This is a genomic window from Lentzea jiangxiensis (assembly GCF_900104175.1).
Lineage (GTDB): Bacteria > Actinomycetota > Actinomycetes > Mycobacteriales > Pseudonocardiaceae > Lentzea > Lentzea jiangxiensis.
On the sequence record NZ_FNIX01000005.1, the window covers coordinates 205,215 to 220,811 of the forward strand.

Sequence of the window (15,597 nt, forward strand, 5' to 3'; positions counted from 1 at the left end):
TGACCCATCGTGGATCTGGACGTGTTCATCGAGCGCCACCGCGCGTCGTGGCAGCGCCTCGACCAGCTCGTGAAGCGGACCGGCAGGCTCAGCGGGGCCGAGGCCGACGAGCTCGTCGAGCTGTACCAGCGCGTCACGACGCACCTGTCGGTCGTGCGCAGCCAGGCCCCGGACCCGGCGACGGTCGAACGGTTGTCGTCGCTGGTCGTGCGGGCCCGGTCGGCGCTCACGGGCACGCACACGCCGGCGTGGCGGGTGTTCACGCGCTTCTTCACGCACCGGCTGCCCGCCGCCATCTACCTCGGCTGGCGCTGGTGGGTCCCGGCCGGACTCGCGTTCTACCTGGTCACGGGCATCATCGCGGCCTGGATCGCGTCCAGCCCCGAGGTGCAGGCGACGATCGCGGCACCGGACGAGCTCCGCGAGATGACCAGGGCCGGCGGCGGCTACGAGTCGTACTACTCCAGTGACCCCGCGGGGTCGTTCGCGGCGAAGGTGTGGACCAACAACGCCTGGATCTCCGCCGCGTGCCTGTTGCTCGGCGTGTTGTTCGCGATCCCGCCGATCTACTTCCTCTTCACCAACGCGGTGAACGTCGCCGTCGGCATCGGTTTGATGTTCGGCGCGGGTCGCGGCGAGCTGTTCCTCGGACTGTTGGCGCCGCACGGGTTGTTGGAGCTCACGGCGGTGTTCGTGGCGGCCGGGATCGGCATGCGGCTGGGGTGGCAGGTGATCGACCCCGGCAGGCGCACCCGCGCCCAGGCCCTCGCCGCGGAGGGCCGTTCGGTCGTGGCGGTGGCGCTCGGGCTCGTGGTGGTGCTGCTCGTGTCCGGTGTGCTGGAAGGGTTCGTGACGCCGTCGGGACTGCCGACGTGGGCGCGCGTCGGCATCGGGGTCGTGGCCGAGGTGCTGTTCCTGCTTTACGTGTTCGTCATCGGGCGACGGGCCGCGCGGCAGGGCGAGACCGGCGATGTCGACGCGAGCGAACGCGAGGACGTCGCACCGGTGGCCGTCTAGAGCTTGCCCGCCGCCTTCAACGAGAGATAACGATCCGCGAGAGCGCGTGGCAGGTCGTCCGGCAGTGCGTCCACGACGTCGACACCGTGCCGTGCGAGCAAAGCGGTGAGACGGCGTCGTTCGGCCAAAGTGCGTTCCGCGGCAGCAGCCGAGTACACGGCCTCAAGGTCACCACGGCCCGCCGCCATCGCGTGCACCGCCGGATCGGCCACTGATGCGATGAGCAGGTGGTGCCGTGACGCCACAGCAGGCAGCAGCGGCAGCAGACCGTGCTCGATCGACGGCTCCAGCGACGTCAGCAGCACCACCAGCGACCGGCGCCCGGCCCGGCGCAGCACCTCGGCGACGGCGGCACGCGCGTCGAACTCCACCAGTTCTGCCTCCAGCGGCGCCATCGCCTGCACCAGGGCCGGCAGCGCCGCCCGCGGCACCGAGGCGCGCACCTTGTGGCTGAACGCGAGGAAGTCGACCTGGTCGCGGGAGTGCGAAGCCAACGCGGACAACAGCAGCGCGGCGTCCATCGACGTGTCGAGGCGCGGCAGGCCGCCGAGAGCGCCCTCCACGCGGCCCGCCGACGTGCGGGCGGTGTCGAGCACGATCGTCACCTGGCGGTCGCGTTCCGGGCGCCACGTGCGCACCACGACGTCCGACGACCGGGCCGAGGCACGCCAGTCGATCGACCGCACGTCGTCACCGATCACGTACGTGCGCAGCGAGTCGAACTCCGTGCCGGCGCCACGGATCAACGAAGCACGGCGGCCGTCCAGTTCGCGCAGGCGTTCCAGCAACGGCGGCAGGTGGCGACGGCTGTGGAACGGCGGCAACGCGCGCACGGTCCACGGCACGACGTGCGAACCCTGCCGTGCCGCGACGCCCAACGGTCCGAGAGAACGCATGGTTACACGGTCAGCCGTGCGATCGCCACGACGCACGGGCCGTAGCTCGAACGACAACGTGCGCGATCCACCAGCGGGCACATCCACCGCGACGCGGTCGGCGACCACACCCGCAGAAGGCGCCCATGCGTCACGAAGAACGCCACGCAACCGACGTCCGGGGTTGTGCACCGTCAACTCGACCACGCACAACTCGCCGGTGCGCACGGACACCGCCCCGGCGCGCGAGAACGTCAGCCGCCGGACGCCCGCGGCGAGCACCAGGTCGACCGCCACGCAGGCCACCAGCACCGCGAACACGACGAGAACCCCTTGCCACGACGGCAAGAGCAGTCCGACGACGAGAACCCCGATGAGCGCGAGCAGACCCGCGCGGCCCGTGAGCGCCACGTCAGCGCGGCACCTGGACCGCGCCGAGCACGCCGTCGAGCACGCCGTCCGCCGTCACGCCCTCCAGTTCGGCCTCCGGGCGCAGCTCCAGCCGGTGCCGCAGGGCGGGCCGAGCCAACGCCTTCACGTCGTCCGGCGTCACGTAGTCACGGCCCGAGAGCCACGCCCACGCGCGCGACGCGGCCAGCAAAGCCGTTGCGCCACGCGGAGAAACACCCAGACGCACGGCCGGGGACTCACGGGTCGCACGGCACACGTCGACGATGTACGCGACCACTTCGGGAGCCACCGTCAACGCGCGCACGGCCGCCGAACCGGCGTTCAGGTGCGCCGCGCTCGCCACCGGCTGCAACGCCGACAGGTCGCGCGGGTCGAAGCCGGACGCGTGCCGGGTCAGGACGTCGATCTCGTGCTCCCGCGCGGGAACCGGCATCGTCACCTTCAGCAGGAACCGGTCCAGCTGCGCCTCGGGCAGCGGATAGGTGCCCTCGTACTCGACCGGGTTCTGCGTCGCCACGACGATGAACGGCGACGGCAGCGGCCGCGTCCTGCCGTCGGCGGACACCTGCCGTTCCTCCATCGCCTCCAGCAGCGCGGACTGCGTCTTCGGCGGCGTCCGGTTGATCTCGTCCGCGAGCAGCAGGTTCGTGAAGACCGGGCCCTCGCGGAAGGAGAACGCCGCGTTGTGCGAGTCGTAGACCAGCGAGCCCGTGAGGTCGCCGGGCATCAGGTCCGGCGTGAACTGCACACGCGTCGTCGAGAGGTCCAACGCGCGCGCAAGAGCACGCACGAGCAACGTCTTCGCGACGCCCGGCACACCCTCCAGCAGCACATGCCCCTTGCACAGCAACGCGAGGATCAACGACGTCACGGCCGCGTCGTTGCCCACCACGGCCTTGCCGATCTCCGCGCGCAACGCCACCAGCGCCGTGCGGGCTTCCTCGGTGGTGACCACTGCCGTCATCCCTTGCGCACCTCGTTCTCCAGAGCGTCGAGCTCGTCGGCCAGCGCGACCAGCCCCCGGTCGTCCACCGGCCCGTTGTCGTGGAGCAGCGCCCGCACCGAGGTGACGGGGCGCGAAGTCCTGCGGGCGATCTCCTCCGACGGGTCCTCGCCCGCCGGCAGCCCCAGCAGGGGCGCCAAGCGGTCCCGTGCCGCCTGCCGCAACACCTCGGCGGCATGGCCGGCCGCGTGCGACCGGCGGTACAACCGCGCCCTGCCCTCCACCGTCTCGGCGGCCCTGACCAGCACCGGCAACCGTTCGGGCACCACGCGGCCGAGCCTGCGGGCCCGCCACAGCGCGGTCAGCACGGCCGCGACGCCGAGTTGCAGGGCGCCGAACTTCCAGCCGGCTGGAACGAGGTCGCCGAACGACTTCTGCTGGGACCTGTCCGCCGCCGACGGCACGTACCAGACCAGCCGCTCGTGCTGGCCGAGCAACGACAACGCCAGCGCCGCGTTGCCCTCCGAGTCGAGGTCGCGGTTGGTGAAGATGCCGCCGTAGCCGATCGTCGTCACGGTGCCCGTGCGCACCAAAGTCGAGTCGTAGCAGCGTTGTTCGCCTTCGTAGACGACCCCGCCGGTGGTCGCCGCGCCCGCCTTGGCCGCCAGCGGGCAACCGGGCTGCCGCGTCCCGGGCTCCACGCGGCCGACGCCGGTCGCCGGGGCGAGCAGCACCGTGGCGGCGGCGCGGCCGCTGAGGTCCGCGAGCCGCCGCGGGTCGATCAGGTCCGGTTGCGTCACGAACAGCGTCGCGCCCTTCACGGAGGACGCGTTGTCGGTGAGCTCGACGCGCACGCCGTTGCGCTCCAGCAACGCGGCGACCGCGCGGCTGCCCTCCGGCCGGTAGGAGCGCGGGTCGAGCGAGCCGCCCTCACCGGTGCCGCGCAGCAACGTGATGACCACGGCCGCGAACAGGACGACCACACCGATCAGCAGCGGGCCGCGCGCGGCCGTCCAGATCCGCCGCGAGTCCGGGGACACCGCCGTCATCCGCGCACCTTGCCGTCGACGGAGACCACCCGCCGGTACCCCTCCTCGGTGGCGGGCCTGCCGCCGTACCAGACGTCGTCGAACTGCACCGCGGCGCCGCGCAGGTCGTCCGCGAGCGCCGGGAGCGCCGCGCCCGCCTCGGAGGCGACCTCGTCGACGGTGCGGCCCGCCCGCGCGTCGAGCACCCCGCGCTGCTCCAGTTCCCGCACCACGGCGCGGAAGCGTTCGCGCACGGCCTCCGCCAGGTCACCGGCCGCGGCGGCCTTCTCGGCGGCTTCGCGGTGCTCGGCGGCGGTCAGCGCGGCCGAGCCGAACACCTCGCCGCCCGAACGCAGGGCACGGCCGGTGCGCCCGGTGCGCAGCCTGATCACGACCGCGACGACCACCGCCAGGGCGACGATGGTCGTGACCGCGGTGAAGCCGCTCATGCCGCCCGCTCCGGCGAACAGCTCGCCGAGGCGTTCGAGGACCCAGTCGATGGCCCGCTCCAGCGGGTTCGGGTCGTCGGAGACGTACGCGGGGTCGCCGAGCTCCCGCGCGGCCGCCTCCCTCGCCTCGTCGCGGCCCGGATCCACCGGTACGTCAGAGACCGCCATGCCCCGCGGCCCGCTGGAGCTCGATGTCCATGCCCTCGGAGCGCATCCGGCGGTCGACGTAGACCAGCACGGTGACCGCGGAGCTGAACGGCAGCGTGATCGTCGCGGCGATGATCGCGCCGATGGTCGACAGGACCAGCGAGCCCAGGCCGAGCGCCGCCGCGGGGTCGGCGGTCAGGCCGGTCGACACCGCGCCCGCGAGGCCGAAGGGGAGGCTGACGATCCAGCTGATCACCCAGCTGATCACGAGGGTGAGCAGCAGGATGCCGAACGTGCGCCACCACGCGCCGTTGACGAGCTTCTTGGAACGGCCGAACGCCGCGCCGACGCCGCAGCGCTCCAGCACGAGCGCGGGGGTGACGAGGGCGAACATCACCCACAGCCAGACGCCCGGCACGATGCACAGGAGCGCGCCGACGGTGATCACGAGGCTGGAGAGCAGGGTCGCGCCGAGCAGCGGCAGCAGCCGCGGCTTGAACTCCTCCCACGCCTGCCCGAACGACACGGGCTCGCCGAGCACGGCGTGGCCGACGATCACCGTGATGTAGCCGGAGAGGAACACCGTGCCGATCAGCACCAGCAGCGTGCTGAGGAACGCGCCGCCGAGGACGCCGGGGAGCGTGTTCGTGAACTGCTCCAGGATCTGCTCTTCCGTCATGGTGTTCGGGTCGAGCGACACCGCGGCGGTGAGGTCGTCGAGGAACGGCAGCTGCACCAGCAGGCCGATGATCTGCGTGACCGCCGCGACGACCGCGGCCGCGCCGATGATCAGCTTCGGGTAGCGGCGCATCGTCGTGATGGAGCCGTCGATGATCTCGCCGGCGGAGAGCGGGCGCAGCGGGATCACACCGGGCTTGATCGACTGCTGCGGTCCGGGCGGCGGGGTGTGGTAGCCGTACTGCTGGCCGTGCTGCTGCCCGTACTGCGGCTGCTGGCCGTGCTGCGGCTGCTGGTTCGATGGCTGGTCTGGCGACGACCAGCCGGGCGTGTCGGACATCGCGGCTACCCCCGGTTGTGGTGTGAGCGGCATCCTGCCAGACCAGGTCCGGGGCAACCGGCCGACCCGATCACGAAACGAGCTCGGTCCTGGCCTTCTTCGGCGTGGTGGGGCGCATGCCGGCGCCGACGCAGCGCCGGACCACCTGGGGCTGCTCGCGCATCAGCCGCAGACCGCGCCGGAGCAGCGTCGGCACGGGCTTGCGGGCCTCGGCCACGTCGCGGGCGAACCGGCGCACGAACGTGACCGGCGGGCTCGGCGCGAGCACGATGGCGTCCCTGAGCACCCCGGCCTCGCGCGCGCCCGCCACCAGCAGGTCGGCGAACAGGCCCTCCGCGATGAACGCGGGCGCGTCGCCGAGAACGATCTTCTGCGTGCCGACCGCGCGGTCCTCGCCGATCGAGTAGACCGGTGCCTCGACCTCGCCCGTGGTGGACAGCTCGACGATCGCCCGCAGCGCCTCGTCCGCGTTCCACGACCCGATCGCGTCCCAGTCGGCGCGCCCGTGCTCGTCGCGGGGCAGCAGCGGGTCGTCACCGTCGCGGTAGAAGTCGTCCAGGCGCAGCACGGGCCAGCCGAGGTGGGCGGCGAGTGTCGACTTGCCTGAGCCGGAGGGTCCGGCGAGCAGCACGGCACGGGGGATGGGCACGGGACGCGATCCTCGCACACGGCCCGGCGGCGCCCCGCAGGTCCGTGCGACCCTTGCCGAACGGATCCGCCGGACACGGCTTAGGCTCGAACGCATGAGCGAAGGTCTGTTCGACGACGGCCTCTTCGGCGCGACCGACGAGGAGAAGGCCGAGCGCATCGCGGCCAACGCCCCGCTGGCCGTGCGGATGCGTCCGGCCACGCTGGACGAGGTCGTCGGTCAGGACCACCTGCTCGGACCGGGCGCGCCGCTGCGCCGTCTGGTCGAGGGCGCCACACCGGCGTCCGTGATGCTCTACGGCCCTCCCGGCACCGGCAAGACGACCCTCGCGACCCTGGTGTCGAAGGCGACCGGGCGCCGGTTCGTCGCGCTGTCGGCGTTGTCCGCGGGCGTGAAGGAGGTGCGGGCGGTCATCGACGAGGCCCGGCGCCGCCTGGTCCGCTCCGGCGAGTCGACCGTGCTGTTCATCGACGAGGTGCACCGGTTCTCCAAGACGCAGCAGGACGCCCTGCTCGGCGCCGTCGAGGACAGGATCGTGCTGCTGGTCGCGGCCACCACGGAGAACCCGTTCTTCTCGGTCGTGTCGCCGTTGCTGTCGCGGTCCCTCGTGCTGCAGCTCAAGTCGCTGACCGACGACGGGGTGCGGGCGGTGATCCGGCGCGCGGTGTCCGACGAGCGCGGCCTGGGCGGGTCCGTCGTCCTGGAGCCCGACGCCGAGGACCACCTGATCCGCCTGGCCGGGGGTGACGCGCGCCGGTCGCTGACCGCGCTGGAGGCGGCGGCCGACTCGGCGCTCGCGTCCAACGAGGGCGTGGTCACGCTGCCGCTGCTCGAGTCCACGGTGGACAAGGCGGCGGTGCGCTACGACCGCGACGGCGACCAGCACTACGACGTGACGTCGGCGTTCATCAAGTCGATCCGCGGCTCGGACGTCGACGCGGCGCTGCACTACCTCGCCCGCATGATCGAGGCGGGGGAGGACCCGAGGTTCATCGCGCGGCGGCTGGTGATCCACGCCAGCGAGGACGTCGGCATGGCCGACCCGACGGCGCTGCAGACGTGCGTGGCGGCGGCCCAGGCCGTGCAGCTCATCGGTCTGCCCGAGTGCGCCCTGAACCTCGCGCAGGCCACCATCCACCTCGCCACCGCGCCGAAGTCGAACGCCGTGACGACCGCGATCTACGCGGCGATCGAGGACGTCCGCAAGGGCGCCATCGGTTCTGTGCCCGCGCATCTGCGCGATGGCCACTACGCGGGTGCCGCCAAGCTCGGCAACGCCCAGGGCTACCGCTACCCGCACGACGTCCCGGAAGGCGTGCTGACGCAGCAGTACGCGCCGGACGACCTGGTGGGCCGCGACTACTACGAGCCGACCGGTCGTGGCAACGAGCGCGCTGTGGCGGAACGGCTGCCGCGCCTGCGCAGGGTGATCAGGGGCGGGTGAACCGCTGGGCGCCCTCCGCGTGACCGGGCGTGGAACTCGTGCCGCACGATCTTCGCCTTCCCGGGCACGACCGCGAAAACGGTGATCGCCGCTCGCTGGAGTCGGTAGGTTCGGCGAAGTGACCATCAGAGAAGACTTCCTGACCACCGCCCGCATCGCGCTCGGCCTGCTGCGCCACGACCGGGTGGCGGCGAGCTGGGACCGGCCGAGCGCCCTGCCGCAGTTCGGCGTCAGCGGTCTCGCCGGGCACCTGGCCTACCAGGCGCTGCCGCTGCCGTCGATGATCGGGACCCCCGCCGGTGACGAGCCGGTCGTCCCGCTGATGGAGCACTACGCGCGGGCCGGGTGGACCGACCTGGACGTCGACTCCGACTTCCACACGCGCATCCGGGCGGGTGGCGAGAAGGTGGCGGCCGAGGGTCCCGGTGCCCTGGCCGACCGGGTCGAGGCGGCGCTGCTGGAGCTTGAGACGTCGCTGCCCGGTCAGGAGAACCGGGGCGTCCGCATGCCGCACTGGGGGCCGTGGGCGGTGCCGCTGGACGAGTACCTCGTCAGCAGGCTGATGGAGCTCGTCGTGCACTCCGACGACCTCGCGGTGAGCGTCGGGGTGCAGACGCCGGAGTTCCCCCGCCACGTCAACGAGACCGTCATCGACCTGCTGACGCGCATGGCGCTCGACAAGCACAGCGGGATCGAGCTGGTGCGCGCGCTCAGCCGCAAGGAACGCGCACCGGGGGACATCACCGCGTTCTAGCGCCGGCGCTGGACCGGCGGCACACCATCAGCAGCGCGACCTTGCCCGGCAGCACGATCTCGTCGGCCGCCACGAACCCGCCCGCCTCGAACGACCGGATGGCACGCGTGTTGCGCACGTCCGGCTCCAGCACGATCCGCGTGCAGTGCGGGTCGGCCTCGAACAGCGCGTCGGTCAGCCGGGGGAGCAGCGAGCGCACCAGGCCGCTGTCGGTCATCGCCAGCTCGCCGACCGCGAGGTTCAGCCCGAGGTCGTGCGGGCGTGCCCGGTAGCAGCTCCCGACGGCGTGCCGGGCCGCGCGGCAGACCTCGGCGTAGATCACCGGGCGGCCGTGCCAGCTGATCAGCAGCGGGCGGACGTCGTCGCCGTCGAGCTGCGCCCGCAGCTCCGCCTCCCAGCGCGGCAGCGTCCAGGCCTGGCGCCGGAACGCCGCCACGTGCGGTGCGGAGTTCCAGCGGTGGACGAGGTGCAGGTCGTAGCCGTCCGAACGCGCCACGCGGGCGTCCCAGGGCATCGACAGCTCCGGGACCGGGGGCGGGCCCGCGGTGACCCTCGTCCGGTAGGAGTCCAGGTGCGTCACCGGCTTCACGGAGCCTCCTGCACGGATCGACTTGGGTATGCCTGACTCACGCTGTGCGAGGCCGCGGGTCAAGCTTTGTGTGACCGGTATTTCACAGGCGGTGACAGCCGCGCGTCAACGAGTGGTCCGTTCCAATCGGCTTGCGCAGGTCGGCCGGGCGCCGCAGACGCGGTGCGCACCGGTTCCCGGCGATGACCGGAACCGCCGTCGCGCCGACCTCGTCCGCGAGCCGGTCGACGGCGCGGCAGTCCGTTGAAGATCAACAAATGGTGCCGCCCGGCCGGGTGCCGGGGCAACGCGGTAATCTCACCCCACCAAAGCCTGAACGCTTGTTCACCAGGAGGATCTGTGTCGCCAGGGTGGCTCGCCGCCGGTGCCTTCGTGCTGCTCGTGCTGCTGCTGGCGATTCCGGCTTTCAAGGCGGCACGCTTCTTCGACGAGGCCACGATCGCGATGCGCAAGGCGCACGAGAACACGGACCCGTTGTTCAGTGAGGCCAACACGACGCTCACGCACGTGAACACGCAGCTCGAACGCGTCGACGGCATCACGGCCAACGCGCGCGCTGTCACGGGCAACGTCTCCGCGCTCACCAGCCTGTTCACCGCCACGCTCGGCGGGCCTCTGGTGAAGGCCGCCGCGCTGTCCTACGGCGTGAGCAAGGCCGTCAAGGCCCGCCGCAAGGCCGTTGAACAGCCGAACAAGCACACCAAGCGCCGCCTGAAGCGGGGTTCGCGATGAGCCGCCTCTTCTGGTTCGGCCTGGGTGCCGCCGCCGGTCTCTTCGCCGCGAAGAAGGCCGCCGAGGTGACAAAGCAGGCGACACCTGCCGGCATCGGCGCTAACGTCGGTGAAGGCCTGCGCGAGCTCGCCGGCGCCATCGGTTCCTTCGGGGCCGAGGTGCGCGCGGGAATGGCCGAACGGGAACAGGAGTTGCAGGACACCGTGGAGCGTCAGACGGGATTCACGCCGGGGCGTCGAGCGCCCAGGGCGAACGGGAAGCACTGACCGTTCGCCTCCGAAGCGTGCCCTGACCACCTCCAGCAACTCCCGAGGACCTTCCCGTGCAGACCCACGAGATCATCAAGCGCTTCCGCGAGCACTTCGAGAACGCCGGGCACAAGTACATCCCCAGCGCCTCGCTGCTGCTCGACGACCCCAACCTGCTGTTCGTCAACGCCGGCATGGTGCCGTTCAAGCCGTACTTCCTCGGCGAGGCCCCACCGCCCGCCCCGCGGATGACGAGCATCCAGAAGTGCGTGCGCACGCCCGACATCGACGAGGTCGGCAAGACCACGCGCCACCTCACGTTCTTCCAGATGGCCGGCAACTTCTCGCTCGGCGACTACTTCAAGGAAGACGCCATCCGGCTGGCCTGGGAGCTGATCACCAAGTCCCCGGACGAGGGCGGCTACGGCTTCGACCCCGAGCGCATCTGGGTCACCGTCTACGAGACCGACGACGAGGCCATCGAGCTGTGGCAGAAGGTCGCCGGCATGCCGCTCGAGCGCATCCAGCGGCGCGGCGTCGAGGACAACTTCTGGTCGATGGGCGTCCCCGGCCCGTGCGGCCCGTGCTCGGAGATCTACTACGACCGCGGCCCCGCCTACGGCGAGGAGGGCGGCCCGGTCGTCGACGAGGACAGGTACCTGGAGATCTGGAACCTCGTCTTCATGCAGAACGTCCGCGGCGAGGGTGGTGCCAAGAAGGACTACCCGGTCCTCGGTGAGCTGCCGTCGAAGAACATCGACACCGGCATGGGCGTCGAGCGCGTCGCCTACCTGCTGCAGGGCGTCGACAACGTCTACGAGACCGACCTGGTCCGCGCCGTCATCAACAAGGCCGAGGAGCTGTCGGGCCGCAAGTACGGCGCCGACGAGGTCGACGACGTCCGCTTCCGCGTCATCGCCGACCACGCCCGCAGCGGTGTGCTGCTGGTGGGCGACGGAGTCACGCCCGGCAACGAGGCCCGCGGCTACGTGCTGCGCCGCCTGCTGCGCCGCATCGTCCGCAGCTCGCGCCTGCTCGGCGTGACCGAGCCGGTGCTGCAGACGTTCGCCGAGGTCGTCCGCGACTCGATGGGCGAGGCCTACCCCGAGCTGGTCAGCGGCTTCGCCCGCATCCAGCAGGTCCTCAAGGCCGAGGAGGACACGTTCCTGCGGACCCTCGACGCCGGGTCGCGGATCTTCGAGAACGCCGCCGCCGAGGTGAGGTCCGACGGCCGCGCCACGCTGCCCGGCGACAAGGCCTTCCAGCTGCACGACACGTACGGCTTCCCGATCGACCTCACGCTGGAGATGGCCTCCGAGGCCGGCCTCTCGGTCGACGAGGACGGCTTCCGCAAGCTGATGGCCGAGCAGCGCGCCCGTGCCAAGGCCGATGCCGCCGGCAAGAAGACCGGCCACGGCGACCAGTCGGTCTACCGAGAGCTGCTGGAGCAGGGCCCGACCGAGTTCACCGGCTACACCGAGCTCGCCTCCGAGGCCACGCTGCGCGGCATCGTGCTCGGCGGTGCCCGGGTGAAGTCGGCCAGGGAAGGCGACATCGTCGAGGTCGTCCTCGACCGCACGCCGCTCTACGCCGAGTCCGGCGGCCAGGAGTCCGACGCCGGCACGATCGTCACCGGCAACGCCGAGCTCGAGGTGCTCGACGTGCAGAAGGTCGCCCGCAAGCTGTGGGTGCACCAGGTGCGCGTCCGCTCCGGCGAGATCGCCGAGGGCGAGCACGTCGAGGCCCGCGTCGACCCGGAGTGGCGCGTCGGCGCCCGCCAGGGCCACTCGGGCACGCACGTCGTGCACGCCGCCCTGCGCCAGGTGCTCGGCCCGTCGGCCCTGCAGAGCGGCTCGTACAACAAGCCCGGCTACCTGCGCCTCGACTTCGCCTGGACCGGTGGCCTGTCCGCCGAGGCCCGCTCGGAGATCGAAGAGGTCTCGAACCTCGCCGTGCGCAAGGACCTGCCGGTCAGCATCGTCTACACCGACATGGCCGGTGCCCAGGAGATGGGCGCCGTCGCCCTGTTCGGCGAGACGTACGACGAGACCGTGCGCGTCATCGAGATCGGTGGCCCGTGGTCGCGCGAGCTCTGCGGTGGCACCCACGTCGAGCACTCGTCGCAGATCGGCCCGATCACCCTGCTGGGTGAGTCGTCGGTCGGCTCCGGCGTGCGCCGCCTGGAGGCCTACGTCGGCATCGAGGCCATGCGGTTCCTCGCCAAGGAACGTGCCATCGTGCAGAACCTCTCCGACATGCTCAAGGTCGGCTCCGACGGTCTGCCCGAGCGGATCGAGTCCCTGGTCGAGCGCCTGAAGGCCGCCGAGAAGGAGCTCGAGAAGGTCCGCGCCGCCCAGCTGCTCGGCAACGCCGGGTCGCTGGCCGACAAGGCCCTCGACGTCCGCGGGCTGTCGCTGGTGGCCCTCGGCCTGGAGGGCGTGTCGGGCAACGACCTGCGCACGCTCGGTGGCGAGGTCCGCAACCGCCTGGGCAGCAAGCCCGGTGTCGTGGCCCTGTTCTCGGTCGACGGCGACAAGGTGAGCTTCGTGGTCGCCACGACGGCCGCCGCCCGCGACCTGGGTCTGGCCGCCGGCAAGCTCGTCCCGGTGTTCGGCCCGGCCATCGCCGCCCGCGGTGGCGGCAAGCCGGACCTCGCCCAGGGCGGTGGCACCAACCCCGCCGGTGTCCCCGAGGCCGTCAAGGCCCTCACCAACGAACTGGACAAGGTGCTTGAGCAGCACTGATTCGCCTGGCGTCGACGATCCGGGCCTCGGACGGAGGCTCGGCGTCGACGTCGGATCGGTTCGGGTGGGAATTTCTCTCAGCGACCCGGGCGCGTTTCTGGCGACTCCGCTGGTTACCCTCCAGCGTGACGAGAAGCGCGGCTCGGACCTCACCGAGCTCGTACGTCTCGTGGCCGAGCATGACGTCGTCGAGGTCGTGGTCGGTCTGCCCAGAACGCTGGCAGGACGGCACGGCCCGGCGGCGGAGGCGGCGACCAGGTACGCCACCGCGCTCGCCGAACGGGTCGCCCCCGTGCCGGTCCGGCTGAGCGACGAGCGGCTGACGACGGTCGTGGTGAGCCGGGTGCTGGCGCAGCGCGGTGTGAAGGGCAAGAAGCAGCGTGCCGTGGTCGACCAGGCTGCCGCTGTCGAGATCCTGCAGTCTTGGCTGGACGCGCGGGCCCGTATCGTGGCCGCCCGAAAGGACGAAGTGTGAGCGACGACCTCGGGTTGTTCACCGACCCCGACGTGGAAGAGCGACGCCCGGTCCGCAAGCGCGACCGCGAGCGTGACACCGCGCGCGCCAAGGCGAAGAAGCGCAAGAAGACGGTCCTGTGGCTGGTCGTCGCGCTCGTCCTCGCCGTCGGCATGGGCGGCGCGTACTACGGCTACCAGGAGCTGCGCGGCATAGGCTCGTTCGAGGACTTCTCGGGTGCCGGCGAGGCCGACGCGATCGTGGAGGTGCAGGACGGCGACCCGGTCAGCAAGATCGCGTCGACCCTGTACGACAACGGCGTCATCGCCTCCGCGCGCGCCTTCACCGAGGCCAGCAAGACCGACGCCCGCGTGACGTCGATCCAGCCCGGCTTCTACCTGATGAAGACGAAGATGTCGGGCCAGGAGGCCGTGGCCCGCATGATCGACCCGAAGACCAGGGTCCCGGCCGTGCAGATCGTCGGCGGCCTGAAGCTCACCGACATCAAGGTGGGCGACAAGACGGTCAAGGGCGTCTACTCCCAGCTCGCCGACGCGAGCTGCACGGAGAAGGACGGCGCGAAGAAGTGCCTGACGTTCGACGAGATCAAGGCCGCCGCCGAGCAGACCGACCCGGTCGCCCTCGGCGTGCCGGACTGGGCGATCTCCGACGTGAAGCGCGCCGACCCGCAGTTCCGCCTCGAAGGCCTGATCATGCGCGGCGTGTACCAGGTCAAGCCCGGCGTGAGCGCGGTCGAGCTGCTCCGCGGCGTCATCGTGTCCTCCGCCCAGAAGCTGCAGGGCGCGGGCATCCCCGGCGGCACCATGAACACCGGCTTCCGGCCGTACGAGGTCCTGGTCATCGCCTCGCTGATCGAGAAGGAAGCGATCGAGAAGGACTTCGGCAAGGTCTCGCGGGTCATCTACAACCGCATCAAGAAGCCGATGCCCCTGCAGTTCGACTCGACCATCAACTACAAGAACAACCAGCCCCACATCCGCACGTCCGACGCGGACCGCAACGCGCAGGGGCCGTACAACTCCTACATCAACCAGGGCCTGACGCCCACCCCGATCGGCTCGCCGTCGCAGCAGGCCATCGCCGCCGCGATCGCTCCCGAGGCCGGCGAGATGCTGTACTTCGTGAAGTGCCAGAAGGACGGCACCTCCTGCTTCGCGAACACGTTCGAGGAGCACAACGCCAACGACCAGAAGGCCCAGAGGGAGAACGTCTACTGATGCGGCGCAAGGCGGCGGTGATCGGTTCGCCGATCGAGCACTCCCTCTCTCCCGTGCTGCACGACGCCGCCTATGCCGCGCTCGGCCTGGACTGGGAGTACACGCGGCTGGAGTGCGCCGAGGACGCGGTGCCGTCGCTCGTGTCCTCGCTGGGGCCGGAGTGGGTCGGGCTGTCGTGCACGATGCCGACGAAGCGCGCGGCGTTGGCCTTCGCCTCGTCGGTGACTCCGCGGGCTTCGGCCGTGGGGGCGGCGAACACGTTGGTGCGCACCGACTCGGGGTGGCACGCGGACTGCACCGATGTCGACGGTGTCGTGGGGGCGCTGCGGGAGAAGGGGTTCTCCGGCGGCGCTCGCGGCGTGGTGCTCGGGGCGGGCGGGACCGCCACCGCCGCGCTGGCCGGGTTCGCCGAGCTGGGGGTCTCCTCGGTTTCCCTGGTGGTGCGGGATCCTTCCCGGGCAGGGGAGGCCGTCCGGACCGCTGAACGGGTGGGGGTGGCGGTGGAGGTCCTGCCGCTGTCCTCTGTGGACGTCGGTTCGCTCGCTGCCGGGTGTGATGTGCTGGTGTCGACCGTGCCCGCGGCCGCTACCGAGTCGTTGGCCGGTGACCTGGCTCGGGCGCCGTTCGTGCTGGACGTGATCTACCACCCCTGGCCCACACCCGTCGCCGATGCGGTCCGGGGTTCCGGGGCTCGGTTGGCGACCGGGCTGGACATGTTGTTGCACCAGGCTTTCGGACAGGTCGAGCTGTTCACCGGGATGGATGCGCCTCGGGACGTCATGCGGGAGGCGCTGGGGGCCGCGTTGGCGGCTCGCGCATAGCGTCTTTGCCGCTGGTGTTGTCGTCGAGGGCGAGTA

Annotated in this window: 16 protein-coding genes; 9 read left to right on the forward strand and 7 right to left on the reverse strand. The window is 71.4% G+C overall.

Translation table 11 applies throughout. The features are described from left to right. The first annotated feature begins 9 nt into the window (after nt 1-9). Nucleotides 10-1,017, forward strand: coding sequence for a stage II sporulation protein M (locus tag BLQ91_RS17705; RefSeq protein WP_090097968.1), 1,008 nt, complete (start codon nt 10-12; stop codon nt 1,015-1,017). Here the strand turns inward: BLQ91_RS17705 and BLQ91_RS17710 are convergent. From BLQ91_RS17710 to BLQ91_RS17735, 6 genes are all read right to left on the reverse strand, one after another. Continuing rightward, on the reverse strand, nt 1,014-2,303 hold the full coding sequence (locus BLQ91_RS17710; protein ID WP_090097969.1) for a DUF58 domain-containing protein: 1,290 nt from the start codon (nt 2,301-2,303) through the stop codon (nt 1,014-1,016). The genes BLQ91_RS17705 and BLQ91_RS17710 overlap by 4 nt on opposite strands. Nucleotide 2,304: 1 nt before the next feature. Then, the gene (locus BLQ91_RS17715) at nt 2,305-3,267 is read right to left on the reverse strand and encodes an AAA family ATPase (RefSeq protein ID WP_090097970.1); all 963 of its coding nucleotides are present in this window, start codon (nt 3,265-3,267) and stop codon (nt 2,305-2,307) included. Next, nucleotides 3,264-4,295, reverse strand: a complete 1,032-nt coding sequence (locus BLQ91_RS17720) for a DUF4350 domain-containing protein (protein ID WP_090097971.1) — start codon at nt 4,293-4,295, stop codon at nt 3,264-3,266. The genes BLQ91_RS17715 and BLQ91_RS17720 overlap by 4 nt, the downstream gene beginning before the upstream one ends. Further along, nucleotides 4,292-4,891: a DUF4129 domain-containing protein gene (locus BLQ91_RS17725; RefSeq protein WP_090097972.1), complete on the reverse strand. Its 600-nt coding sequence runs from the start codon at nt 4,889-4,891 to the stop codon at nt 4,292-4,294. Before BLQ91_RS17725 ends, BLQ91_RS17720 begins: the two co-directional genes overlap by 4 nt. Beyond that, nucleotides 4,878-5,888 carry a DUF7847 domain-containing protein gene (locus BLQ91_RS17730; protein WP_245733579.1) on the reverse strand — a complete coding sequence of 337 codons (1,011 nt, stop codon included), beginning with the start codon at nt 5,886-5,888 and terminating at the stop codon, nt 4,878-4,880. The genes BLQ91_RS17725 and BLQ91_RS17730 overlap by 14 nt, the downstream gene beginning before the upstream one ends. A gap of 70 nt (nt 5,889-5,958) precedes the next feature. After that, entirely contained in the window at nt 5,959-6,537 is a 579-nt protein-coding gene (locus tag BLQ91_RS17735) for a uridine kinase family protein (RefSeq protein ID WP_245733580.1), read from the reverse strand. 94 nt (nt 6,538-6,631) lie between these two features. On the opposite strand from BLQ91_RS17735, the gene BLQ91_RS17740 reads away from it, so the two are divergent. Together BLQ91_RS17740 and BLQ91_RS17745 are read left to right on the forward strand one after the other, a co-directional pair. After that, nucleotides 6,632-7,981: a replication-associated recombination protein A gene (locus tag BLQ91_RS17740; RefSeq protein WP_090097974.1), complete on the forward strand. Its 1,350-nt coding sequence runs from the start codon at nt 6,632-6,634 to the stop codon at nt 7,979-7,981. Between the two features lie 118 nt (nt 7,982-8,099). Continuing rightward, nucleotides 8,100-8,735 (forward strand): maleylpyruvate isomerase N-terminal domain-containing protein, encoded by a 636-nt coding sequence (locus BLQ91_RS17745; RefSeq protein ID WP_090097975.1) that lies wholly within the window; start codon nt 8,100-8,102, stop codon nt 8,733-8,735. Here BLQ91_RS17745 and BLQ91_RS17750 read toward each other — a convergent pair. After that, the gene (locus tag BLQ91_RS17750; protein ID WP_090097976.1) at nt 8,722-9,324 is read right to left on the reverse strand and encodes a GNAT family N-acetyltransferase; all 603 of its coding nucleotides are present in this window, start codon (nt 9,322-9,324) and stop codon (nt 8,722-8,724) included. The two genes, BLQ91_RS17745 and BLQ91_RS17750, sit on opposite strands and share 14 nt — an antisense overlap. Nucleotides 9,325-9,663: 339 nt before the next feature. On the opposite strand from BLQ91_RS17750, the gene BLQ91_RS17755 reads away from it, so the two are divergent. From BLQ91_RS17755 to BLQ91_RS17780, 6 genes are read left to right on the forward strand one after another with little or no spacing between them, the layout of a single operon-like run. Beyond that, on the forward strand, nt 9,664-10,056 hold the full coding sequence (locus tag BLQ91_RS17755; RefSeq protein WP_090097977.1) for a DUF948 domain-containing protein: 393 nt from the start codon (nt 9,664-9,666) through the stop codon (nt 10,054-10,056). Further along, nucleotides 10,053-10,322, forward strand: a complete 270-nt coding sequence (locus BLQ91_RS17760; protein WP_065920541.1) for a hypothetical protein — start codon at nt 10,053-10,055, stop codon at nt 10,320-10,322. Before BLQ91_RS17755 ends, BLQ91_RS17760 begins: the two co-directional genes overlap by 4 nt. Nucleotides 10,323-10,378: 56 nt before the next feature. Beyond that, nucleotides 10,379-13,048: an alanine--tRNA ligase gene (gene alaS, locus BLQ91_RS17765; RefSeq protein ID WP_090097978.1), complete on the forward strand. Its 2,670-nt coding sequence runs from the start codon at nt 10,379-10,381 to the stop codon at nt 13,046-13,048. Next, complete coding sequence (gene ruvX, locus BLQ91_RS17770; RefSeq protein ID WP_090097979.1) at nt 13,035-13,523, forward strand: Holliday junction resolvase RuvX; 489 nt, start codon at nt 13,035-13,037, stop codon at nt 13,521-13,523. The genes alaS and ruvX overlap by 14 nt, the downstream gene beginning before the upstream one ends. Then, nucleotides 13,520-14,740, forward strand: a complete 1,221-nt coding sequence (mltG, locus tag BLQ91_RS17775) for an endolytic transglycosylase MltG (RefSeq protein WP_090097980.1) — start codon at nt 13,520-13,522, stop codon at nt 14,738-14,740. The genes ruvX and mltG overlap by 4 nt, the downstream gene beginning before the upstream one ends. Then, entirely contained in the window at nt 14,740-15,561 is an 822-nt protein-coding gene (locus BLQ91_RS17780; RefSeq protein ID WP_090097981.1) for a shikimate dehydrogenase, read from the forward strand. The genes mltG and BLQ91_RS17780 overlap by 1 nt, the downstream gene beginning before the upstream one ends. The last annotated feature ends 36 nt before the right edge of the window (nt 15,562-15,597 follow it).